The organism is Pseudomonas sp. MF08875, from assembly GCF_059862525.1.
On sequence record NZ_JCBCUW010000046.1, the window covers coordinates 1 to 23,281 of the forward strand.

23 protein-coding genes are annotated in these 23,281 nt (G+C 62.7%); 15 read left to right on the forward strand and 8 right to left on the reverse strand.

The window, feature by feature from the left end:
• On the forward strand, positions 1 to 180 hold a 180-nt coding region (locus AC19YT_RS22320), incomplete at its 5' end, for a hypothetical protein (RefSeq protein WP_500611052.1).
• A 102-nt stretch (positions 181 to 282) separates the two neighbouring features.
• On the opposite strand, the gene AC19YT_RS22325 is transcribed toward AC19YT_RS22320, so the two are convergent.
• From AC19YT_RS22325 to gatC, 6 genes are read right to left on the reverse strand one after another with little or no spacing between them, the layout of a single operon-like run.
• Positions 283 to 660 carry a carboxymuconolactone decarboxylase family protein gene (locus tag AC19YT_RS22325; RefSeq protein ID WP_095107806.1) on the reverse strand — a complete coding sequence of 126 codons (378 nt, stop codon included), beginning with the start codon at positions 658 to 660 and terminating at the stop codon, positions 283 to 285.
• On the reverse strand, positions 657 to 1,712 hold the full coding sequence (locus tag AC19YT_RS22330; RefSeq protein WP_095107807.1) for a calcium/sodium antiporter: 1,056 nt from the start codon (positions 1,710 to 1,712) through the stop codon (positions 657 to 659). The genes AC19YT_RS22325 and AC19YT_RS22330 overlap by 4 nt, the downstream gene beginning before the upstream one ends.
• A gap of 49 nt (positions 1,713 to 1,761) precedes the next feature.
• Positions 1,762 to 2,133, reverse strand: coding sequence for a septal ring lytic transglycosylase RlpA family protein (locus AC19YT_RS22335; protein ID WP_095107808.1), 372 nt, complete (start codon positions 2,131 to 2,133; stop codon positions 1,762 to 1,764).
• Between the two features lie 58 nt (positions 2,134 to 2,191).
• Positions 2,192 to 3,637, reverse strand: a complete 1,446-nt coding sequence (gene gatB / locus AC19YT_RS22340; RefSeq protein ID WP_500611053.1) for an Asp-tRNA(Asn)/Glu-tRNA(Gln) amidotransferase subunit GatB — start codon at positions 3,635 to 3,637, stop codon at positions 2,192 to 2,194.
• Positions 3,638 to 3,647: 10 nt separating this feature from the next.
• Positions 3,648 to 5,099 (reverse strand): Asp-tRNA(Asn)/Glu-tRNA(Gln) amidotransferase subunit GatA, encoded by a 1,452-nt coding sequence (gene gatA, locus AC19YT_RS22345; RefSeq protein WP_500611054.1) that lies wholly within the window; start codon positions 5,097 to 5,099, stop codon positions 3,648 to 3,650.
• 16 nt (positions 5,100 to 5,115) lie between these two features.
• On the reverse strand, positions 5,116 to 5,403 hold the full coding sequence (gene gatC, locus AC19YT_RS22350; protein WP_095107811.1) for an Asp-tRNA(Asn)/Glu-tRNA(Gln) amidotransferase subunit GatC: 288 nt from the start codon (positions 5,401 to 5,403) through the stop codon (positions 5,116 to 5,118).
• A 210-nt stretch (positions 5,404 to 5,613) separates the two neighbouring features.
• On the opposite strand from gatC, the gene mreB reads away from it, so the two are divergent.
• From mreB to tldD, 8 genes are all read left to right on the forward strand, one after another.
• On the forward strand, positions 5,614 to 6,651 hold the full coding sequence (gene mreB, locus AC19YT_RS22355; protein WP_002555108.1) for a rod shape-determining protein MreB: 1,038 nt from the start codon (positions 5,614 to 5,616) through the stop codon (positions 6,649 to 6,651).
• Between the two features lie 141 nt (positions 6,652 to 6,792).
• The gene (mreC, locus tag AC19YT_RS22360) at positions 6,793 to 7,860 is read left to right on the forward strand and encodes a rod shape-determining protein MreC (protein WP_500611063.1); all 1,068 of its coding nucleotides are present in this window, start codon (positions 6,793 to 6,795) and stop codon (positions 7,858 to 7,860) included.
• Entirely contained in the window at positions 7,861 to 8,349 is a 489-nt protein-coding gene (mreD, locus tag AC19YT_RS22365; protein WP_095107813.1) for a rod shape-determining protein MreD, read from the forward strand.
• Between the two features lie 43 nt (positions 8,350 to 8,392).
• Positions 8,393 to 8,986 carry a Maf family protein gene (locus AC19YT_RS22370; protein WP_500599020.1) on the forward strand — a complete coding sequence of 198 codons (594 nt, stop codon included), beginning with the start codon at positions 8,393 to 8,395 and terminating at the stop codon, positions 8,984 to 8,986.
• A 57-nt stretch (positions 8,987 to 9,043) separates the two neighbouring features.
• Positions 9,044 to 10,501, forward strand: a complete 1,458-nt coding sequence (rng, locus tag AC19YT_RS22375) for a ribonuclease G (protein ID WP_095107815.1) — start codon at positions 9,044 to 9,046, stop codon at positions 10,499 to 10,501.
• A 76-nt stretch (positions 10,502 to 10,577) separates the two neighbouring features.
• On the forward strand, positions 10,578 to 14,381 hold the full coding sequence (locus AC19YT_RS22380) for a YhdP family protein (protein ID WP_500611055.1): 3,804 nt from the start codon (positions 10,578 to 10,580) through the stop codon (positions 14,379 to 14,381).
• A 58-nt stretch (positions 14,382 to 14,439) separates the two neighbouring features.
• Positions 14,440 to 15,288 (forward strand): carbon-nitrogen hydrolase family protein, encoded by an 849-nt coding sequence (locus tag AC19YT_RS22385; protein WP_500611056.1) that lies wholly within the window; start codon positions 14,440 to 14,442, stop codon positions 15,286 to 15,288.
• A gap of 18 nt (positions 15,289 to 15,306) precedes the next feature.
• Positions 15,307 to 16,749 carry a metalloprotease TldD gene (tldD, locus tag AC19YT_RS22390; protein ID WP_500599026.1) on the forward strand — a complete coding sequence of 481 codons (1,443 nt, stop codon included), beginning with the start codon at positions 15,307 to 15,309 and terminating at the stop codon, positions 16,747 to 16,749.
• A 56-nt stretch (positions 16,750 to 16,805) separates the two neighbouring features.
• Here tldD and yjgA read toward each other — a convergent pair whose 3' ends face one another.
• Positions 16,806 to 17,327 (reverse strand): ribosome biogenesis factor YjgA, encoded by a 522-nt coding sequence (gene yjgA, locus AC19YT_RS22395; protein WP_095107819.1) that lies wholly within the window; start codon positions 17,325 to 17,327, stop codon positions 16,806 to 16,808.
• Between the two features lie 108 nt (positions 17,328 to 17,435).
• Here yjgA and pmbA point away from each other — a divergent pair, with 108 nt between their 5' ends.
• Positions 17,436 to 18,782 carry a metalloprotease PmbA gene (gene pmbA / locus AC19YT_RS22400; RefSeq protein ID WP_095107820.1) on the forward strand — a complete coding sequence of 449 codons (1,347 nt, stop codon included), beginning with the start codon at positions 17,436 to 17,438 and terminating at the stop codon, positions 18,780 to 18,782.
• A gap of 105 nt (positions 18,783 to 18,887) precedes the next feature.
• Here pmbA and AC19YT_RS22405 read toward each other — a convergent pair whose 3' ends face one another.
• Entirely contained in the window at positions 18,888 to 19,148 is a 261-nt protein-coding gene (locus tag AC19YT_RS22405; protein ID WP_095107821.1) for a hypothetical protein, read from the reverse strand.
• A gap of 297 nt (positions 19,149 to 19,445) precedes the next feature.
• On the opposite strand from AC19YT_RS22405, the gene AC19YT_RS22410 reads away from it, so the two are divergent.
• The 5 genes from AC19YT_RS22410 to AC19YT_RS22430 are packed head-to-tail and all read left to right on the forward strand — an operon-like array spanning position 19,446 to position 23,219.
• Positions 19,446 to 19,847: a FagA protein gene (locus AC19YT_RS22410; RefSeq protein ID WP_095107822.1), complete on the forward strand. Its 402-nt coding sequence runs from the start codon at positions 19,446 to 19,448 to the stop codon at positions 19,845 to 19,847.
• Positions 19,834 to 21,204, forward strand: a complete 1,371-nt coding sequence (locus AC19YT_RS22415; protein WP_500611057.1) for a class II fumarate hydratase — start codon at positions 19,834 to 19,836, stop codon at positions 21,202 to 21,204. The genes AC19YT_RS22410 and AC19YT_RS22415 overlap by 14 nt, the downstream gene beginning before the upstream one ends.
• 27 nt (positions 21,205 to 21,231) lie before the next feature.
• A complete protein-coding gene (locus AC19YT_RS22420) occupies positions 21,232 to 21,681 on the forward strand; it encodes a DUF2753 family protein (protein WP_500611058.1) in 450 nt (149 codons plus the stop codon).
• Positions 21,682 to 22,293, forward strand: a complete 612-nt coding sequence (locus AC19YT_RS22425; RefSeq protein ID WP_095107825.1) for a superoxide dismutase — start codon at positions 21,682 to 21,684, stop codon at positions 22,291 to 22,293.
• 32 nt (positions 22,294 to 22,325) lie between these two features.
• Complete coding sequence (locus AC19YT_RS22430) at positions 22,326 to 23,219, forward strand: ZIP family metal transporter (RefSeq protein WP_500611059.1); 894 nt, start codon at positions 22,326 to 22,328, stop codon at positions 23,217 to 23,219.
• Positions 23,220 to 23,281: the final 62 nt, after the last annotated feature.

Below are 23,281 nucleotides of genomic sequence, written 5' to 3' on the forward strand. Positions count from 1 at the left end.
CAGGCTGAACGCTTGGGCACGAGCGATTTGAATGGTGGCGCGTTCTTCAACGCTGAGTTCGGAATAAGACATAGGGGCAACACCGTACCGGAAAGGTCAGGTGTTGCACTCAGTTTTTGCCGCCGCCTTGTTTTAGTCATGAGAATATTCGCCGGCAAGTCTTTTAAGGGCAGCCAGTAAGCTATTTGCGGGTGACTTGGGGTATGACTAATGATTTGCCAGATATGAATCGGTAGTTGTGGCGGGCGGGCGCAAGTTGCCTGGCGCCGGCCCGTCAGGGATTCAAGTATTCGGGTAGGCTTCGATCACTTCCTGGGCCGCGCGAAAGGCGTCGATGCAGGCTGGTACGCCGGCATACACCGCGCAGTGCAGCAGGGTTTCGCGGATTTCTTCGACGCTGCAACCATTGTTCAGCGCCCCGCGCACGTGGCCCTTGAGTTCCTGCGGGCACTTGAGGGCAGTGAGGGTGGCGAGGGTAATCAGGCTGCGGGTCTTGAGGGGCAGGCCCTCGCGGTTCCACACCCCGCCCCAGGCGTGGTCGTTGACGAAATCCTGCAGTGGCTGGGTGAACTCGGTGGCGTTGCCCAGGGCACGGTCGACAAAGGCGTCGCCCATTACCTGGCGGCGCATGTCCAGGCCGGTCTTTTTGTTCTCGGTCATTGCGATTCCCTCTTGTGGTGTTGGCGGCGCCAGGCGCGCACGGACGTGAACAGCAAAAACGCCAGGAGCGCCGGCAGAACGTAAAACAGCATCAAGTGTTCCAGCTTGCCCGCCAGGGGCATGCCGGTGGTGAACGACACCACATGCAGCCCGTAGGCCAGGTACAGGCACAGAAACAACAGGCCTTCGGCGCGGGTGATGCGGTAGCCGGAATAGAACACCGGCAGGCACAGCAGCGCCACGCCCAGCAACACCGGCAGGTCGAAAGCCAGGGCATTGGGCGAGACTGACAGCGGCGTGGGCGCCACCAGGGCGGTGAAGCCCAGTACCCCCAGCAGGTTGAACAGGTTGCTGCCGATCACGTTGCCCACTGCGATATCGCGCTGGCCGCGCAGGGCGGCAATCAGCGAGGTGGCCAGTTGCGGCAACGAAGTGCCGACCGCGACCACGGTCAGGCCGATCACCCGTTCCGACAGGCCCAGGTCGGTCGCCACCTCGACCGCCGCGTTCAACAGCAAGTGCCCGGCGCACGCTAATAGAAGCAGCCCGCCGAACATCAGCAGCAAACTGCCAAACCAGGGTGTGGTTTCACCGGGCGTGGGGTAGGGGTGGGTCGAGTGCTGTGATCGGCGCAGCAGCAACCCCAGGTACAGCACCAGGGCGGTCAGCAAAGCGAGACCATCGAGGGGCGTCAGTTCTTCATTCCAGGCCAGGGCAAACACCAGCAGGCTGGCGCCGATCATCAGGGGGATTTCCAGGCGCACCAATTGCCGCGAGACCCGCAGCGGAATGATGAGAGCGGAAAACCCCAGAGTGACGAGCACGTTGAAAATGCTCCCGCCGATCACGCTGCCCACCGCGATGTCGGTGTTCTGCGAGAGGGTAGCTTGCAGGCTGACCGCCATTTGCGGCGCGCTGCTGCCGAAGGCGACGATGCTCAGGCCGATTATCAGGGCGCGCACCTTCAGGCGCGCGGCCAGGCGCACGGCGCCGCGTACCAGCAGTTCGGCGCCGACCAGCAGCAACAGCAACCCGCCGAGCAATTGCAGCAGGCTGATGAGGGGTAACGCGCTTAATCCGAGGATGGCCGGGGCTCCGCTGTCAGTTGTTCAGGGCTTGCACGCGCACGCGAGCGGTGCCGCTGCGCAGCATGCCCAGTTGCTGCGCCGCCGCGCGGGACAGGTCGATCAGGCGCCCGCGTACATGGGGGCCGCGGTCGTTAATGCGTACCACCACGGTTTTGTCGTTGTTCACATTGGTGACCTTGACCCGGGTGCCAAAAGGGAGCTGGCGGTGGGCGGCGGTCAGGGCGTGCTGGTCGAAGGGTTCGCCACTGGCGGTGCGTTTGCCGTGGTGTTTGGCGCCGTAGTAGGAGGCGGTGCCGGTTTTATCGTAGCCGTCGGGGTCGATCACGCCGCTGGCGCAACCCGCGAGGACAGAGAACAGGGCCAGTAGGCCCAGGAGGCGCTTCATGCAAGGTATCCCCCAAGCAAATGCTGTAGGGGCCGGGAATACCCGGCCCCTACAGAGGTCAGCCTTCGAGCTTGCTTTTGAGCAGTTCGTTGACCTGTTGCGGGTTGGCCTTGCCCTTGGAGGCTTTCATGGCCTGGCCGACGAAGAAACCGAACATCTTGCCGCGCTTGGCTTCGTCCGCCGCGCGGTACTGCTCGACCTGCTCGGCGTTGGCCGCGAGCATTTCGTCCAGCACCGCGCTGATCGCGCCGCTGTCGGTCACCTGCTTGAGGCCGCGCTTGTCGATGATCTCGTCCGCGCTGCCTTCGCCGGCGGCCATGGCTTCAAACACGGTCTTGGCGATTTTGCCGGAGATGGTGTTGTCCTTGATCCGCAGCAGCATGCCGCCCAGTTGCTCGGCGCTGACCGGCGCTTCGTCGATTTCCAGGCCTTGCTTGTTGAGCAGGCTGCCCAACTCGACCATGACCCAGTTGGCGGCCAGTTTCGCGTCGCCGGCGATGCTCACCACTTGCTCGAAGTAGTTCGCTTGCTCGCGGCTGGTGGCCAGCACGCTGGCGTCGTAGACCGACAGGCCGAACTGCTCCTGGAAGCGCTCGCGTTTTTGCGGCGGCAATTCCGGTAGGGTGGCGCGGATGTCACGCAGGAACGAGTCCTCGATGACCACCGGCAACAGGTCCGGGTCGGGGAAGTAACGGTAGTCGTTGGCTTCCTCCTTGCTGCGCATGGCGCGGGTTTCGTCTTTGTTCGGGTCGTACAGGCGCGTTTGCTGGATCACCTTGCCGCCGTCCTCGATCAGTTCGATCTGGCGACGCACTTCGGTGTTGATCGCCTTCTCGATGAAGCGGAACGAGTTGACGTTCTTGATCTCGCAGCGGGTGCCGAACTCGACCTGGCCCTTGGGCCGGATGGACACGTTGCAGTCGCAACGCAGCGAGCCTTCGGCCATGTTGCCATCGCAAATGCCCAGGTAGCGCACCAGGGCGTGGATCGCCTTGACGTAGGCGACGGCTTCCTTGGCGCTGCGCATGTCCGGCTCGGAGACGATTTCCAGCAGCGGCGTACCGGCGCGGTTCAGGTCGATGCCGGTGGCGCCGTTGAATTCTTCGTGCAGGCTCTTGCCGGCGTCTTCTTCCAGGTGTGCGCGGGTGATGCCGACGCGCTTGACCGTGCCGTCTTCAAGGGCGATGTCCAGGTGGCCCTTGCCGACGATCGGCAGTTCCATCTGGCTGATCTGGTAGCCCTTGGGCAGGTCTGGGTAGAAGTAGTTCTTGCGCGCGAACACGTTGTGCTGGCCGATCTCGGCATCAATTGCCAGGCCGAACATCACCGCCATGCGCACCGCTTCCTGGTTCAGCACCGGCAGCACGCCAGGCATGCCCAGGTCTACGAGGCTGGCCTGGGTGTTGGGCTCTGCGCCGAACGTGGTGGCGCTACCGGAGAAAATCTTCGATTGGGTGGCGAGCTGGGTATGAATCTCCAGCCCGATCACGACTTCCCATTGCATGTGTTTCTCCTCAGAAGCCTGTCGGGGTGCGGGTGTGCCAGTCAGTGTTCAACTGATACTGGTGGGCGACGTTCAACAGACGCCCCTCCTGGAAGTACGGCGCCAGCAGTTGCACGCCCACCGGCAGGCCATCGACGAAACCGGCCGGCATCGACAGGCCTGGCAGGCCCGCGAGGTTGGCGGTGATGGTGTAGAAGTCTTCCAGGTACGCGGCGATCGGGTCGTCGTTCTTGGCGCCGAGTTTCCAGGCCGGGTTGGGCGTGGTCGGGCCGAGGATGACATCGACTTCTGCAAAGGCTGCCATGAAGTCGTTTTTCACCAGGCGCCGGATTTTCTGGGCCTTGAGGTAATAGGCGTCGTAGTAGCCGGCCGAGAGGGCGTAGGCGCCGACCATGATCCGGCGCTGCACTTCGGCGCCGAAACCTTCGCCGCGCGAGCGCTTGTAGAGGTCGGTGAGGTCTTTGGGGTCTTCACAGCGGTAGCCGAACCGTACGCCATCGAAGCGCGACAAGTTGGAGGAGGCTTCGGCCGGGGCGATCACGTAATAGGCAGGAATCGCGTGCTGGTTGTTCGGCAGGCTGATGTGCTTGATGACGGCGCCGAGTTTCTCCAGCTCCTTGATGCTGTTGTGCACCAACTCGGCGATACGCGGGTCGAGGCCGGCGCTGAAGTATTCCTTCGGTACGCCGATGCGCAGGCCCTTGAGCGAGGTGTTCAGGCTGGCGCTGTAGTCCGGCACGGGCTCGTCGATGCTGGTGGAGTCCTGCGGGTCGAAACCGGCCATGCCTTGCAGCAGGATCGCGCAGTCTTGCGCGGTGCGGGCCAGCGGGCCGGCCTGGTCGAGGCTGGAGGCGTAGGCGATCATGCCCCAGCGCGAAACGCGACCGTAGGTCGGTTTCAGGCCGGTGAGGTTGGTGAACGCCGCCGGTTGGCGGATCGAGCCGCCGGTGTCGGTGGCGGTGGCGGCCGGCAACAGGCGCGCTGCCACGGCAGCGGCCGAACCCCCGGACGAACCGCCGGGCACGTGTTCCAGGTTCCACGGGTTTTTCACCGCGCCGTAGTAGCTCGACTCGTTGGCCGACCCCATGGCGAATTCGTCCATGTTGGTCTTGCCCAGGGTCACGGCGCCGGCCGCGGCCAGCTTGGCGACGACGGTGGCGTCGTAAGGGGCCTTGAAATTGTCGAGCATCTTGGAGCCGCAACTGGTGCGGATGCCCTGGGTGCAGAACAGGTCTTTATGGGCGATCGGCGCGCCGAGTAGGGCGCCGCTCTCACCGTTGGCGCGCCGGGTGTCGGCGGCCTTGGCCTGGCTCAGGGCCAAGTCCTGGGTGAGGCTGATGAAACTGTTGAGCTGCGGATCAAGCTTGGCGATACGCGCCAGCAACTCGCAGGTCAGCTCGGTAGAGGAGAATTTCTTGTCGGCAAGACCGCGGGCGATCTCGGCCAGAGTCAATTGATGCATTGCAGGCTCTTTCCCTTTAGTCGATGACTTTCGGAACCAGGTACAGGCCGTTCTCGACCGCTGGCGCGATGGCCTGATAGGCCTCGCGGTGATTGGACTCGGTCACGACATCTGCACGCAGGCGTTGGCTGGCTTCCAGTGGGTGGGCCAGTGGCTCGATGCCGTCGGTGTCGACAGCCTGCATTTCGTCGACCAGCCCGAGAATGCTGTTCAGGGCCGAAGTGATGTGTGGAAGATCGACTTCATTCAGGCCAAGGCAGGCCAGATGAGCGATTTTTTCCACGTCGGAGCGTTCAAGCGCCATGGGATTCTCCAGTGGAAAACAGAACGGATGCTGTCCGTGTGTTAGATTGTCGGAACACTACCGCATTTCTACGGTCATATGGCCGCGATTGTGGGGGTTGGTGCACAGAAAAGCGGTCAATTTAACATATTGGCGCCTTGCCCAAAATCCCTGTCGTTGTTAGAGTTTGCCGCACTTTTTTACCCACGCGTTGCCTAGGGTCCCTTTCCCATGTTCAAGAAACTGCGTGGCATGTTTTCCAGCGATCTTTCCATTGACCTGGGCACTGCCAACACCCTTATTTACGTGCGTGAGCGCGGTATCGTCCTGAATGAGCCATCGGTTGTGGCCATTCGTACCCATGGCAACCAGAAAAGTGTCGTTGCCGTCGGCACCGAGGCCAAGCGTATGCTGGGCCGCACACCTGGCAACATTGCCGCCATTCGTCCGATGAAGGACGGCGTGATCGCCGACTTCAGCGTCTGCGAGAAGATGCTCCAGTACTTCATCAACAAAGTTCACGAAAACAGCTTTCTGCAGCCTAGCCCGCGCGTGTTGATCTGCGTTCCTTGCAAATCCACCCAGGTTGAGCGTCGTGCCATCCGTGAGTCGGCCCTCGGCGCCGGTGCTCGCGAAGTATTCCTGATCGAAGAGCCAATGGCTGCGGCCATCGGTGCCGGCCTGCCGGTTGAGGAGGCACGTGGGTCGATGGTCGTCGATATCGGCGGTGGTACCACTGAAATCGCGCTGATCTCCCTCAACGGTGTGGTGTATGCCGAATCGGTACGGGTCGGCGGCGACCGTTTCGACGAAGCGATCATCACCTACGTGCGCCGCAACTACGGCAGCCTGATCGGTGAATCGACCGCCGAGCGCATCAAGCAGGAAATCGGTACTGCCTACCCGGGCGGCGAAGTGCGCGAAGTCGATGTGCGCGGCCGCAACCTGGCCGAAGGCGTGCCGCGTGCCTTCACCCTGAACTCCAATGAAGTGCTGGAAGCGCTGCAAGAGTCCCTGGCTACTATCGTTCAGGCCGTGAAAAGCGCCCTTGAGCAATCGCCGCCGGAACTGGCTTCCGACATCGCCGAGCGTGGCCTGGTGCTGACCGGTGGCGGCGCGTTGCTGCGTGACCTGGACAAGCTGCTGGCCCAGGAAACCGGGCTGCCGGTGATCGTTGCCGAAGACCCGCTGACCTGCGTGGCGCGCGGCGGTGGTCGGGCGTTGGAGATGATGGATAAGCACACCATGGATCTGCTTTCCAGCGAGTGATCTCGCCGGAAGCACCTACGCTGTTACCGCGCAGGCAGCACTTTGCAGTGCTGCCTGTTGCGTTTATCTTCTGTCAATCTGCATCCAGGCCGGTTTGAAACCGTATGAACAACGAGAACCTTTGCCTGGGAGGAGCGGCCTATTAAACCGCTTTTTGCCAAGGGCCCTTCACTGGGCGTACGCCTGCTGGTGCTGGCCGCGCTGTCGGTAGCCCTGATGGTGGTCGATGCCCGCTTCACCGTGCTCAAGCCGCTGCGCAGTCAAATGTCGCTGGTGTTGATGCAGTCCTACTGGATCACCGACCTGCCGCAACGGCTATGGCAAGGCGTTGCCAGCCAGTTTGGCAGCCGCACCGAACTCGTCGCCGAAAACGAAAAACTCAAGACCGAGAACCTGCTGTTGCAGGGCCGCATGCAGAAACTTGCCGCCCTCACCGAGCAGAACGTGCGTCTGCGCGAGTTGCTCAACTCCTCGGCGCTGGTCAACGAGAAGGTCGAAGTGGCCGAGTTGATCGGCATGGACCCCAACCCCTTCACCCACCGCATCGTCATCAACAAGGGCGAGCGCGATGGCGTGGTCCTCGGCCAACCGGTGCTCGATGCCCGTGGCCTGATGGGCCAAGTGGTCGAGTTGATGCCCTACACCTCCCGCGTGCTGCTGCTGACCGATACCACCCACAGCATTCCCGTGCAGGTCAACCGCAATGGCCTGCGGGCGATTGCCAGCGGTACCGGCAACCCGGAACGCCTGGAGTTGCGCCATGTGGCCGACACCGCCGACATCAAGGAAGGCGACCTGTTGGTCAGCTCCGGCCTCGGCCAGCGGTTCCCGGCAGGTTATCCGGTGGCGACGGTCAAGGAAGTCATCCACGACTCCGGTCAGCCTTTCGCCATTGTCCGCGCCGTGCCGACGGCAGCACTCAACCGCAGCCGTTACCTGCTGCTGGTGTTCAGTGACAACCGCACTGCCGAGGAGCGCGCCAACGACGCCGCCCAGGCGCAGGAAGCCGAGGATCAGCAAAGCGGTGTTGCGCCTGTCGTGCCGGCCACCGTGCCCAAACCGGTCGCCCCGTCGGCACTCGTCGCGCCAGCCCCGCTGCCCGCCGCGACCACCGCTCCATCACCCGCACACGCGGTCAAGCCGGCCACGCCTGCTGCCGCCAAGCCACCTACCGCGGCCCCGACGGCCCCCACAGGGCAGAGGCAATAAATGGCAGGTACACATTTGCGCAATGGTTGGATGGTCTGGCTGACCTTCGCTATCGGTCTACTGCTCAGCATTTCGCCTCTGCCCCAATTCATGGAAATCCTGCGTCCACTGTGGCTGGCGCTGCTCCTGGCGTTCTGGTCGCTGGCGCTGCCCCACAAGGTCGGCATGGTCACCGCGTTTTGCCTGGGGCTGACCGAAGATGTGCTGTACGGCACCCTGCTGGGGCAGAACGCCCTGATCCTGACCCTGATTACGTTCTTGGTGCTGTCGCTGCAACAGCGGCTGCGCATGTTCCCGATGTGGCAGCAGAGCCTGGTGATCCTGGTGATCTTCGGTCTGGCGCAACTGGTGCAACTGTGGCTCAGTGCCTTGACCGGCAACCGCCAGCCGACATTGGCGCTGGTGCTTCCGGCCTTGGTCAGTGCCTTGCTCTGGCCCTGGATCAGCTTCGGCCTGCGGGGCTTGAGCCGACGCTACAAAATCAATTGATTCGGTCAGGCATTTGCCCGTACCTCGTTAGGGAGATGTCTTGATGAAACCGCTTTATCTGGCCTCTGGCTCCCCGCGTCGGCGCGAATTACTGACGCAGATCGGCGTGGCATTCCGCGTCATCGGCGCCGATATCGATGAAACTCCCCTGGCAGACGAACCCCCTGCGGCCTATGTCGAGCGCTTGGCGCGCGGCAAGGCCCGGGCCGGTCGCGGCGCTGTGGGCGAGGGCGACTTCTGCGTGCTGGGAGCCGACACGGCGGTGGTGCTCGATGGGCGGATTCTGGGCAAACCTGCGGACGAACTCGATGCGCGGGCCATGCTGATGGCGTTGTCCGGGCGCGAGCATGAAGTTCTCACCGCCGTGGCCGTCGAGGATGGTGGCCGCTGCGATGCGCGTGTGGTGCGCAGCCTGGTGCGCTTTCGCCCCATTGGCGAGGCCGAGGCAGCGGCCTACTGGGCCAGCGGCGAACCGTGCGATAAGGCCGGTGGCTATGGGATTCAAGGGTTAGGCGCGGTGTTCGTGGCGGGGGTCAGCGGCAGCTATTCTGCGGTTGTGGGCCTGCCCTTGTGCGAAACCTACGAGCTGCTCGGCCAATTCGGCATACCCTGTTGGCAAAACCTTACAGTGCGCTAAGCGCCGTCCCAGACTGATACGGCCATTATCGTGAACATGCCTGAACGAGATCCTGCCATGAGCGAAGAGATTCTAATCAACATCACGCCGATGGAATCGCGCGTGGCGGTGGTTGAAAACGGTGTCCTGCAAGAAGTTCACGTCGAACGCACACAAAAGCGTGGGATCGTCGGCAACATCTATAAAGGCAAAGTGGTCAGGGTCCTGCCGGGCATGCAGGCAGCGTTCGTGGACATTGGCCTGGACCGCGCCGCGTTCATTCACGCCTCGGAAATTTCCATGCGCGAAGGCCCGGCAGTGGAGAGCATCAGCGCCCTGGTCCATGAGGGGCAGAGCCTGGTGGTGCAGGTCACCAAGGACCCGATCGGCTCCAAGGGCGCCCGGTTGACGACCCAACTATCGATCCCGTCCCGCTACCTGGTGTACATGCCGCGCACCGCCCACGTCGGCATTTCCCTGAAGATCGAAGACGAAGCCGAGCGCGAGCGCCTCAAGCAAGTGGTCAGCGATTGCGTGGCCCAGGAAGGCATCAAGGAAGCGGGCGGTTTTATCCTGCGCACTGCCGCCGAGGGTGCCGGCGCCGAAGAAATCCTCATGGACATCCGCTACTTGCGGCGCCTGTGGGACCAGATCGACGCGCAGATCAAGACCAGCGGCGCACCCAATGTGATCTACGAAGACCTGGGCCTGGCCCTGCGCACGCTGCGCGATCTGGTCAGCCCGAAGATCGAGAAGATCCGCATCGACTCGCGGGAAACGTTCCAGAAAACCACGCAGTTCGTCGCCGAATTGATGCCTGAGATCGCTGATCGCCTGGAGCACTACCCCGGCGAGCGGCCGATTTTCGACCTCTATGGCGTCGAAGACGAGATCCAGAAAGCCTTGGAGCGCAAGGTGCCGCTCAAGTCCGGCGGCTACCTGGTGGTGGACCCGGCCGAAGCGATGACCACCATCGACGTCAACACGGGGGCCTTTGTCGGCCATCGCAATCTGGAAGAGACGATCTTCAAGACCAACCTGGAAGCCGCCACCGCCATTGCCCGGCAACTGCGCCTGCGCAACCTGGGCGGGATCATCATCATCGACTTCATCGACATGGAAGACCAAGAGCACCAGCGCCAGGTGATCCGCACCCTGGAAAAACAGCTGGAGCGCGACCACGCCAAGACCAACATCATCGGCATCACCGAGCTGGGGCTGGTGCAGATGACCCGCAAACGCACCCGCGAAAGCCTGGAGCAGGTGCTGTGCGAGCCGTGCAGCAGTTGCCAGGGGCGCGGTAAGTTGAAGACCCCGGAAACCATTTGTTATGAGATTTTCAGAGAAATCCTACGCGAGGCCCGGGCCTATCAAGCGTTAGGCTATCGCGTCCTGGCCAACCAGAAAGTCGTGGACCGTTTGCTGGACGAAGAGTCCGGCAACGTCGCGGAACTGGAAGGCTTTATTGGGCGAACCATACGTTTTCAGGTCGAAACCATGTATTCCCAGGAACAATACGACGTGGTGCTGCTCTGAAGCCGCGTGCTTTACTTTTCGCAATAGCGGCTGCCTCCAGCGTTTTGCCTGACCACCGCCATGGGAGCCACCCGACATGGAGCGTCTAATACGCTTTTTCGCTGCACTGACCCGCTGGGGCCTGGGGCTATGTGCGCTGCTGTTGGTGCTGGTTGCGCTCTACGTCAGCCTGGGCCGCGAGCTCATTCCCCTGGTGGCCGAATACCGCGCCGAGGTCGAGGCCAAGGGCCGCGCTGCGTTGGCGATGCCATTGCACATCGCCAGCCTGGAGGGCACCTGGAGTGGCCTGGCGCCGATCCTGCAAGCCCATGACGTGGTGCTGGGGGAGGGCAGCAACGCCCTGCACCTGGACCAGGTGCGCGTAGTGCCCGACCTGTGGGCCAGCCTGTTGGCGCGGGAAGTGCGCATCGCCCACCTGCAACTCGATGGTTTGAAGCTCAACCTCAAGGAAGACCAGGACGGCAAGTGGGCCCTCGAAGGCCTGCCGGTGCGCGACGACCAACCGCTGGACCCGGAGCAGTTGTTCAATCGCCTGCAAATGATCTCGCGGCTGTCGGTGCTCGACAGCCAAGTCACTTTGCAGCCGTTCGCCGAAGCCCCCCTGACCCTCACTTACGTCGGCCTGAGCCTGAAAACAGGCACTAGCCGCCAGCGCCTCGATGCACGCCTGACCCTGCCCGATGGCCAGCCACTGGCGCTGAACCTGCGTACCCAGGTGCGTGCCGGGCAATGGCGTGAAGGCGCGGCGGATGTCTACCTGAGCCTGCCGCAGAGCGATTGGTCGCGCTGGCTGCCGGCGCGCCTGACCCGGCAATGGCGGTTTGCCGAGCTCAAGGCCGGAGGCGAGTTCTGGTTGAACTGGAGCCAGGGTACCGTGCAGAGCGCGGTGGCCCGCCTCAATGCGCCGCAAGTCAAAGGAGCCTACGCCGAGCGCAGCCCCGTGGCGCTCCAGAACCTGGCCCTCAACGCCTGGTTCCAGCGCAGTGCCCAGGGCTTTGAGGTGAAGGTCGATTCCCTGGCGATGAACCTGGGGCCGACCCGCTGGGAATCCCACCTGCAACTCAAGCAAACCGCGGCCACCGAGAAAACCGAGGAGCGTTGGCAGGTACAGGCCGACCGCCTCGACCTGACCCCGCTGACGCCGGTGCTCGACGCCCTGGTGCCGATCCCGGAAAAAGTCGCGGTGGTCATCGACAACCTCAAGGTTACCGGCACACTGCGCAATGTCCTGCTCGATTACCGGCCCCAGGCTGTGGGCGACCAGCGCCTGAGTTTTGCCACCAATCTGGAGCGGGTCGGTTTCAACGCCTATCACGGTGCGCCGGCGGCCCGTAACGTCAGCGGCAGCCTCACGGGCGACCTCGGCCAGGGCGAGTTGCGCATGGACAGCAAGGATTTCTCCTTGCACCTGGACCCGATTTTCGCCAAACCCTGGCAGTACATCCAAGCCAACGCACGGCTGACCTGGAAGCTCGACAAAGACGCCTTCACCCTGATCGCGCCTTACCTGAAGGTGCTGGGCGAAGAGGGCAAGATCGCCGGCGACTTCCTGATCCGCCTGAATTTCGATGAAGCCCTGGAAGACTACATGGACCTGCGGGTGGGCCTGGTGGACGGCGACGGCCGTTACACCGCCAAATACCTGCCGGCCGTGCTCAGCCCGGCGCTGGACGAATGGCTGCGCACGGCGATCATCAAGGGCGCGGTGGACGAAGGTTTCTTCCAGTACCAGGGCTCGCTGAACCATGGCGCCATCGACGCGGCGCGCAGCATCAGCCTGTTCTTCAAGGTGCATGACGCCGAGCTGGCGTTCCAGCCAGGCTGGCCCCATGTCAGCAAGGTCAGCGGCGATGTGTTCGTCGAAGACAGCGGCGTGCGCATCCTGGCCAGCAAGGGCCAGTTGCTCGATACCCAGGTACGCGATATCTACGTCAGCATTCCCCATGCCCCGGCCGGGCAAAGCAGCCATTTGCTGCTCGACGGCGAATTTGCCGGTGGCCTGGGCGATGGCCTGAAAATCCTCCAGGAAGCGCCCATCGGTACCGCTTCGACCTTTGCCGGTTGGCAAGGCGAAGGGGACCTGCGTGGCGCCCTGAAACTCGACATCCCGCTGGTCAAGGGCGAAGAACCGAAGATTGTCGTGGACTTCAAGGTCGACAAGGCCCGCCTCAAACTCAGCGAGCCGGCCCTGGAACTGACCCAACTCAAGGGCGACCTGCGTTTTGACAGCAGCAAGGGGCTGAGCGGTAAGGACATCAGCGCCCAAGCGTTCGAGCGCCCGGTGACCGCGCAGATTTTCGCCGACGGCAAGGGCAAGAGCCTCAATACGCGGGTGGTGGCCAAGGGGCAAGTCACGGTCAAGAAGCTCACCGAGTGGTTGAACGTCAGCCAACCGCTGCCGGTGTCTGGCGATATCCCTTACCAACTGCAACTGACCCTCGATGGCCCGGACAGCCAGTTGCGCATCAACTCCAACCTCAAAGGCGTCGCCGTGGACCTGCCGGCGCCCTTCGGCATGGCGGCCAGCACCGGGCGCGACAGCGTGTTTCGCATGACTTTGCAGGGCGCCGAGCGGCGTTACTGGTTCGACTACGGCGAGTTGGCCAACTTCACTTTCGCTGCGCCAAGCGGCAAGTTCGCCGAGGGCCGTGGCGAACTGTTCCTCGGCGACGGCGATGCACTGCTGCCCGGGGCCAAGGGCCTGCGGGTGCGCGGAGTGTTGTCGCAGCTGGATATCGAACCCTGGAAAGTGCTGGTGGAACGCTATGCCGGCCAGGACCCGGGCGGCAGCGCCAAGCAACTGCTCAGCGGCGCGGACTTCAAGGTCGGCAAGCTCAGTGGCTTTGGCACCAGCCTGGATCAGGTCAAGTTGCAGTTGGCGCGCAAACCGGCGGCCTGGGCCTTGCAGATCGACAGCCAGCAGGCCAAGGGCAGCGTGTCGATCCCCGATGCCAAGGCTGCGCCCATGGCGATCAACATGCAGTACGTGCGTTTGCCGGCCGCCGACCCCACAGCCCAGGCTGACGAGAACGCGCCCGACCCTCTGGCCTCGGTGGACCCGAAAAAAGTCCCGGCGCTGGATTTGTCCATCGATCAACTGTTTCAGGGGCAGGACTTGCTGGGTCCTTGGTCGCTCAACGTGCGGCCCACCGCCAAGGGCATGGCGTTCAATAACCTCGACCTGGGTCTCAAGGGCATGGTGTTGAAGGGCGCCGGTGGATGGGAAGGGGTGCCGGGCGCGACCAGCAGTTGGTACAAAGGGCGCCTGAGCGGCAAGAACCTCGCCGATGTACTCAAGGGCTGGGGCTTCGCGCCTACCGTGACCAGCGAGAGTTTCCACCTGGACGTCGATGGCCGCTGGAGTGGCTCGCCGGCGGGGGTCGGCCTCAAGCGTTATTCCGGCAGCCTCGACGCGACCTTGCGCAAAGGCCAGTTCGTCGAGGTCGAAGGCGGCGCCCAGGCGCTGCGGGTGTTTGGCCTGCTCAATTTCAACTCCATCGGCCGCCGTTTGCGCCTGGACTTCTCCGACCTGTTCGGCAAAGGCCTGAGCTACGACCGGGTCAAAGGCCTGCTGGTGGCGAGCGAAGGGGTCTACGTGACCCGCGAGCCCATCGTGCTGACCGGGCCGTCGAGCAATCTGGAACTCAACGGCACCCTGGACATGGTCGCCGACCGCGTCGATGCCAAGCTCCAGGTGACCTTGCCGGTGACCAACAACCTGCCCATCGCCGCATTGATCGTGGGGGCGCCGGCCATTGGCGGCGCGTTGTTCCTCATCGACAAATTGATCGGCGACCGCGTGGCGCGTTTTGCCAGCGTGCAGTACACGGTCAAGGGGCCGTGGAAAGAACCGAAGATCACCTTCGACAAGCCTTTTTGAAAAGCCACGATCCGGGCCTATGCAGTAGCATGGCGCCATCTCGTTCAAGGAGCGCCCCATGTCTTTTGCGGTGATTCAAATGGTCAGCCAGAGCGATGTGGCGGCCAACCTGCTGCAGGCCCGGCGCCTGCTGGAGCGTGCCGCCGACAGCGGTGCGCGGCTGGCGGTGCTGCCGGAAAATTTCGCCGCCATGGGCCGTCGCGATACCGCCGCTATTGGTCGCGCCGAAGCGCTGGGCGAAGGCCCTATCCTGCCGTGGTTGAAACAAGCCGCCCGCGACCTCAACGTATGGATAGTCGCTGGCACGTTGCCGCTACCGCCCGAAGGGCAGCCCGAGGGCAAGGCCAACGCCTGTTCGTTGTTGATCGACGAACAGGGTGCCATCGCGGCGCGCTATGACAAGTTGCACTTGTTCGACGTGGATGTGGCCGATGCCCGTGGCCGTTACCGCGAATCTGATGACTATGCTCATGGCGGTGCGGTGGTCGTCGCCGACACCCCGGTAGGCCGGGTCGGCCTGACGGTGTGCTACGACCTGCGCTTTCCCGAGCTGTACAGCGAATTGCGTGCCGCGGGGGCCGAACTGATTACCGCGCCGTCGGCCTTCACCGCCGTGACCGGTGCTGCCCATTGGGATGTATTGATCCGCGCCCGCGCCATCGAGACTCAATGCTATGTGCTGGCGGCGGCCCAAGGCGGGGTGCATCCGGGCCCGCGGGAGACCTTTGGTCACGCGGCGATTATCGACCCCTGGGGGCGGATTCTCGCTCAGCAGGATCAGGGCGAGGCCGTATTGCTGGCCTCGCGCGACAGCAGCGAGCAAGCGTCCATCCGGGCGCGCATGCCGGTGGCGAGCCATCGGCGCTTTTTCTCGCAGGGCGCCCGGCGGCCTGCCTCAGAACAATGAATGTAAGGCGTAAAGCATATGAGCCAGTTGTTGTCCTCAGTCAGTGAACACCTTCTCGCGCCGGGTGGCGTGACGATCGACAGCCTGCAAGCGGTGCTCGGTGACCTGGCCGGCCCCGGCATCGACGCGGCGGACCTGTATTTCCAAGGGCAGATTTCCGAGTCCTGGGCGCTGGAAGACGGCATCGTCAAGGAAGGCAGTTTCAACCTCGACCAAGGCGTGGGCGTGCGTGCCCAGGCCGGGGAAAAAACCGGTTTCGCCTACAGCAACGCCATCACCCTCGAAGCCCTGGGCCTGGCGGCCCGTGCAGCACGGTCGATTTCCCGCGCCGGCCAGCACGGCAGCGTGCAGGCCTTCAGCACCCAGGACGTGACCCAGCTCTACGGCCCTGACAACCCCCTGGAAGTCATCAGCCGTGCGGAAAAGGTCGAGCTGCTCAAGCGTGTCGATGCCGCGACCCGCGCCCTCGACCCGCGCATCCAGCAGGTCACCGTGAGCATGGCTGGGGTCTGGGAGCGCATTTTGGTGGCGTCCACCGATGGCACCCTGGCAGCGGATGTGCGGCCGTTGGTGCGCTTCAACGTCAGCGTGATCGTCGAGCAGAACGGCCGCCGCGAGCGAGGCGGCCACGGCGGTGGCGGGCGTACCGACTACCGGTACTTCCTCGCCGAGGACCGCGCCATGGGCTATGCCCGCGAAGCGCTGCGCCAGGCGTTGGTCAACCTTGAAGCGATCCCCGCGCCGGCCGGCACTTTCCCGGTGGTGCTGGGGTCGGGCTGGTCCGGTGTGCTGTTGCACGAAGCGGTCGGCCATGGCCTGGAGGGTGATTTCAACCGCAAGGGCAGTTCGGCCTACAGCGGGCGCATGGGCGAAATGGTCGCCTCCAAACTCTGCACCATCGTGGACGACGGTACCCTGGCCGGGCGTCGCGGGTCGCTGAGCATGGACGATGAAGGCACGCCGACCGAGTGCACCACCCTGATCGAAAACGGCGTGCTCAAAGGCTATATGCAGGACAAGCTCAACGCCCGCCTGATGGGTGTGGCGCGCACCGGCAACGGCCGCCGCGAATCCTATGCGCACCTGCCGATGCCGCGCATGACCAATACCTACATGCTGGGCGGCGAAAGCGACCCGGCGGAAATCATCGCCTCGGTGAAGAAGGGTATCTACTGCGCCAACCTGGGCGGCGGCCAGGTGGACATCACCAGCGGCAAGTTCGTGTTCTCCACCAGCGAAGCGTATTTGATCGAGGACGGCAAGATCACTGCACCGGTCAAAGGCGCGACCCTGATCGGCAACGGGCCGGAGGCCATGAGCCGGGTGTCGATGGTGGGCAACGACCTGTCGTTGGACAGCGGTGTGGGGACGTGTGGCAAGGATGGGCAGTCGGTGCCGGTGGGTGTCGGCCAGCCAACGCTGAAGATTGACGCGATCACCGTGGGTGGCACGGGCGCGTGAGGAGGAGCCTTGGGTGGGCGGCCCGCATTGCGGCCCGGCCCACCCGGGGGCGAAAACTAACGCAGGCCGCGTTGTGTCTCGTCCAGCTCGCGGATGTACTTGAAGATTTTGCGGCTCGAAGCAGGGGGCTTGTTATGGGCAAGCTCATGCTGGGCCTGACGGATCAGGGAGCGCAGTTGTTGGCGGTCCGCGTCCGGGTAATCGACGACGAATTTTTCCAGCACGCCGTCATCGCCCGCGATCAAGCGATCGCGCCAGCGTTCCAGGCCGTGGAAACGTTCGTTGTATTGGCGGGTGGAGGCATCCAGTTGATCGAGCAAAACCAGAATGGCGTCCGTGTCCTGGTCGCGCATCAGCTTGCCGATAAATTGCAGGTGCCGTTTACGCGCAATGTTCGCGGTGTGCTTGGGCGCTTCGTCCAGGGCCCGGCGCATGGCGTCGGTCAAGGGCAGTTTGGCGCGCAAGTCAGGCTTGAGTGTTGTAAGGCGCTCGCCGAGGTCAACCAGAGCATGAAGCTCGCGTTTAACCTGGGATTTGCTTTTCTCCCCATCGAGGGAGTCGTCGTAAGAATCAACCATGGTGGCAGTCCGCAAAGAAACGCCGCCATGATAACCAGTCGGGGGCCGCTTGTCCGGCCCGGTCGCTCGAAGGCCTTAACCGAAAGCAGAATTTGAGTGGAGAAAACCATGAGTGCAGCCCAAAGCGTCGGCCCGCAAGCGTTGCCGGCCCTGCAGGACCAAGTCGAGCAGATCATCGCCGAAGCCAAGCGCCAGGGCGCCAGTGCCTGTGAGGTCGCCGTTTCCCTGGAGCAGGGCTTATCCACCTCGGTGCGCCAGCGGGAAGTGGAAACGGTCGAGTTCAACCGCGACCAGGGTTTTGGCATCACCTTGTACGTGGGCCAGCGCAAAGGCTCGGCCAGCACCTCGGCCAGCGGCCCGCAAGCGATCCGCGAAACCGTGGCCGCGGCCCTGGCCATCGCCCAGCACACCTCTGAAGACGAAAGCTCGGGCCTGGCCGACGCGGCGCTGATGGCCAGGGACTTGCAAGACTTCGACCTATTCCACGCCTGGGATATCACCCCCGAACAAGCCATCGAACAGGCCTTGGCCTGTGAAGCGGCGGCGTTCGCCACCGACAGCCGGATCAAGAACGCCGACGGCACCACGCTGAGCACCCACCAGGGCTGTCGCGTGTACGGCAACAGCCACGGTTTCGTCGGCGGCTACGCCTCGACCCGCCACAGCCTCAGTTGCGTGATGATCGCCGAAGCCGACGGCCAGATGCAGCGCGATTACTGGTATGACGTGAACCGCCAGGGTGAATTGCTGATGGACCCGGTGACCATCGGCCAACGCGCCGCGCAGCGTGCCGCCAGCCGTCTGGGCGCACGCCCGGTGCCGACCTGCGAAGTGCCGGTGCTGTTTTCCGCCGAACTGGCTGGCGGTCTGTTCGGCAGCTTTTTGGGGGCGATTTCCGGCGGCAACCTGTACCGCAAATCATCGTTCCTCGAAGGCGCCCTGGGGCAGAAGGTCTTCCCCCAGTGGCTGACCCTGGACGAGCGCCCGCACTTGATGCGCGCCATGGGCAGTGCGTCGTTCGATGGCGATGGCCTGGCGACCTACGCCAAACCTTTCGTCGAGAACGGCGAGTTGGTGTCCTACGTGTTGGGCACCTATTCGGGCCGCAAGTTGGGCATGCCCAGCACCGCCAACTCCGGTGGCGTGCATAACCTGTTCGTCACCCACGGCGATGAAGACCAGGCCGCGTTGCTGCGGCGCATGGGCCGCGGCCTGTTGGTGACCGAGTTGATGGGCCAGGGCCTAAATATGGTCACCGGCGACTACTCCCGGGGCGCGGCGGGTTTCTGGGTGGAGAACGGCGAGATTCAGTTCGCAGTCCAGGAAGTGACCATTGCCGGCAACATGCGCGACATGTTCAAGCAGATCGTCGCCGTGGGGAATGACCTGGAACTGCGCAGCAACATTCGCACTGGTTCGGTGTTGATCGAGCGGATGACGGTGGCGGGTAGCTGATAAAGATAGAAGCGCCTAACAATACGATGGGTTGTTAGGCGCGAATCCGCGTTGTGTATATTTGTTATTTAAATGGTGCGGGTAGTATTGGGCAAGTAATCACTATTACTTAATTAATTCTTTGGTGTTGGCAAGGAATGTCCTGTTTTTTTCGATGATACCCAAGGCCTGCAGCGTGTCGTTAATGGCGTCGAGAAAGCCTATATCAGCAGGGGTTTCCTTTGAGTTCAGGACTCTGCGCAGGGAAAGATAGAATCCAATCTTCGCGTGGGCAATTTCATCACTGACGTTTTTTTTGTCGATAATTCGTCGGGCAAGCAAGTTCAGTTCGGTTTCAATAAATACATTAAGTTCGATGTTTGTCATGTTTTCTCAAGATCCTTCATGGGAAAAATATGGGTGTTCGCCTGAGATAATAGATTCGTTTTTTTTTGAGAGGGCATATAAATGTATTGCAGCGTTTATATAAGTTGATATTTTCCTACGTTGTTTTGAAGTCTTGCGACGACTTTTCCCTGCCTGCCGTACTTTTTCCGAAGCTCTTGGGCTTCGGTACTTAAGCGGCCCACCTTCGACCGCGTGGTGCGCGTGGGGATGATTCAGGCTTGTTTTGGTTATCATTATCATATAATAATAAATCTCATTACCGAATGAGCCCGGATTATGAGTTCTGCCTTGCACGAGCAGCCCTACCTCGAAAGCTGGCGCTGGATGAGTCGCCAGATTCGTTGCGCGATGGATCCCGATGAGCCGCGGCTGATCGAACATTACCTGGCCGAAGGCCGCTACCTGGGCTGTTGCACTGCCGCATCGCCCTGGACCATCGCCCAAACCTCATTCCGCCTGCTGCTCGATACGGCTGCCGACACCGCATTGCCCTGGCATTGGCGCACGCTGTGCCTGGACCAGGCCTGGCGCCCGTTGCGCGACCTCGAACGCCTTGCCCTGTGCACCTGCCGCCTCAAGCGCTGGCAAAGCTACACCTGGCAACTGGCGACCTGCCAGTTGCAGCCCTCCATTCCCCTTATCGAATTGGTCCAAGGATTTTCCGATGACTCGTATTGAACGCGACAGCATGGGCGAACTGAACGTCCCGGTAGAGGCCCTGTACGGCGCGCAGACCCAACGCGCGGTAGATAACTTTCCCATCAGCGGGCAACGCATGCCGGCCCAGTTCATTCGCGCGCTGATCCTGGCCAAGGCTGCCGCCGCCCGCGCCAACATCGCGCTGGAGCAAATCACCCCGGCCCAGGGCAAGGCCATCGTCGATGCCGCGCAAGGCCTGCTCGAAGGCGACTTCATGCAGCATTTTCCGGTGGATATCTTCCAGACCGGCTCCGGCACCAGCTCCAACATGAACGCCAACGAAGTGATCGCCACCCTGGCCAGCCGTTTGCTGGGCGAGCTGGTGAACCCTAACGACCACGTCAATTGCGGCCAGAGCAGCAATGACATCATTCCCACCACCATCCACGTCAGCGCCGCGTTGGCCCTGCACGAACACCTGCTGCCGGCACTCGCTCACCTGGTGCAAGTGATCGAGCGCAAGGCGCAAGAGGTCCACCCCTTTATCAAGACCGGCCGCACCCACCTGATGGACGCCATGCCGGTGCGCATGAGCCAGGTGCTCAATGGCTGGGCGCAACAGCTCAAGACCAACCTCGAGCACTTGCAGAACCTGCTGCCGAGCCTGCAATCCCTGGCTCAGGGCGGCACCGCCGTGGGCACCGGAATCAACGCCCACCCGCAGTTCGCGGTGCGCTTCAGCGAGCAACTCAGCGCCTTGACCCTCGTACCGTTCACGCCGGGTAAGGATCTGTTTGCTTTGATCGGTTCCCAGGACACAGCGGTCGCCGTTTCGGGCCAGCTCAAGACCACCGCAGTGTCCTTGATGAAAATCGCCAACGACCTGCGCTGGATGAACTCCGGCCCCCTGGCCGGCCTCGGTGAAATCGAGCTACAAGCGTTGCAGCCGGGCTCCTCGATCATGCCGGGTAAGGTCAACCCGGTGATCCCGGAAGCCACCGCGATGGTTGCGGCCCAGGTGATCGGCAACGACAGCGTGATTACGGTGGCGGGCCAGTCCGGCAACTTTGAACTCAACGTGATGCTGCCGATCATTGCCCACAACCTGCTGAGCAGCATCGAGTTGCTGGCCAATTCCAGCCGTTTGCTGGCCGACAAGGCCATCGCCAGTTTCAAGGTCAACGAGGCCAAGCTCAGCGAAGCGCTGTCGCGCAACCCGATCCTGGTGACTGCGCTGAACCCGATCATTGGCTACCAGAAGGCTGCCGAAATCGCCAAGCAGGCCTATCAGCAAGGGCGCCCGGTCATAGACGTGGCCCTTGAACACACCGACCTGCCGCGTAGCCAACTGGAAGTGTTGCTCAATCCAGAAAAGCTCACGGCAGGCGGGGTCTAGTCACCGACCCGGTTTTGGAGGCTCACCATGGAACACTGGAAACGCACGATCGAAAGGGCCAACCGCTGTTTTATGCAGGGCGAACTGGTGGACGCCCGCGAGCATTACCTGCAGGCGCTGGCCTTGGCCCAGGTGCTGTTCGAGCGCTGGGCCGACGCGGACGAAGCGGTGGCGGCCTGTGTGATTTCCCATCACAACCTGGCCGACCTGCACCTGCGCCTCAATCAGCCGGAGGAAAGCGCGGAGTACCTGTGCGCGATCCATCAGCGGCTGCTGCAAACCATCCAGGACGCACGCCTGAGCCTGGCCCTGCGCGAAGCCGCGCTGCGCCAAAGCAGCAAAACCTACGTCGAACTGCTCAATTTCATCAGCGACCATGGTGAATACCCGCGCACCCATCGCCTGCTGCACAGCGGTGTGACACCTGGGGCACAGGATGCCTCGTCCCCGAATGGCCCACATTACGGAGCACATTGAATGCCTTTTACCTTGCCTGCCTTGCCTTACGCCTACGATGCCTTGGAACCGCACATCGATGCGCAGACCATGGAAATCCACTACACCAAGCACCACCAGACCTACATCAACAACCTCAACGCCGCCGTCGAAGGCACCGAATGGGCGGATTGGTCGGTGGAAAAACTGGTGGCCAGTGTCCAGCAACTACCGGAAAAACTGCGCGCCGCCGTCATCAACCAGGGTGGCGGGCATGCCAACCACTCGTTGTTCTGGGCGGTCATGACTCCCAAGGGCGGCGGCGCGCCAAGCGACGCGTTGGGCGCGGCCATCGACGAACACCTGGGTGGTTTCGAGGCCTTCAAGGACGCCTTCACCAAAGCTGCGTTGACCCGCTTCGGCAGCGGCTGGGCCTGGCTGAGCGTAACGCCACAAAAAAAACTGGTGGTGGAGAGCAGCGGTAACCAGGACAGCCCACTGATGAGCGGCAACACGCCGATCCTGGGGCTGGACGTGTGGGAGCACGCCTATTACCTGCGCTACCAGAACCGTCGCCCGGAATACATCAATGCGTTCTACAACGTGATTAATTGGCCCGAAGTTGCCCAGCGGTACGAGGCTGCGCTGGTCTAAGCTCTCCACTACAAAACGACCTAAGGCCGATTATGGGCACTGAAACACTGGCGAGCAGCAGCGGGCGGATGTTTCGTTTCGCCTTGGGCTCGCTGTTGCTGTTAGCGGGTATGACGTTGCTGGTAGCTCAAGGTTTGGAATGGCTCAACCTTGAGCCACGTTTGCTGCGCGCATTGCAAGGCGGGGCGATCTGCGCCTTGGGCACGGCGTTGGGCGCCGTTCCGGTGTTGGTCATTCGGCGGATGCCGCAAGCGGTCAGCGATACCCTGCTGGGCTTCGGCGCAGGTGTGATGCTGGCGGCCACGGCGTTTTCCCTGGTCGTTCCGGGGATCGCCGCCGCAGAAAGCCTCGGGTTGTCGCCCTGGGCCGCGAGCGGTTTGGTGAGTTTCGGCATCATGCTCGGCGCATTCGGTTTGTTTCTGGTGGACCGCAAGGTCTCCGGGGTCAGCCCCGACATGCTGGTGGGCACTGCTGAGCACCCGGTGGTCGCCCCGCGCATCTGGCTATTTGTGTTTGCGATCATCGCCCACAACATTCCCGAAGGCATGGCGGTTGGGGTGTCTGCCGGCGGCGGCATGGCCGATGCCGATAGCCTGGCTATGGGCATTGCCTTGCAAGACGTGCCCGAGGGGCTGGTGATAGCGCTGGTGTTGGCCGGGGCTGGGATGTCGCGGGGCAAGGCGTTCTTGATCGGCGCGGCGTCAGGGTTGGTGGAGCCGGTGTTCGCACTTTTGTGCGCGTGGCTGGTGAGCCTGGCCGAGCTGTTGCTGCCGTTGGGCCTGGCTCTGGCGGCGGGGGCGATGCTGCTGGTGGTGACTCATGAAGTGATCCCGGAGTCCCGCCGCAATGGGCACGACAAGCTGGCCAGCCTGGGGCTGTGCATCGGCTTTTGCCTGATGATGGTGATGGATACTGCGTTGGCTTGAGCGTTTGTTGTCGGTGGCCTACACGCCTGTGTAGGCGCCGCGGGCTTGGCGAGATAGCGGCC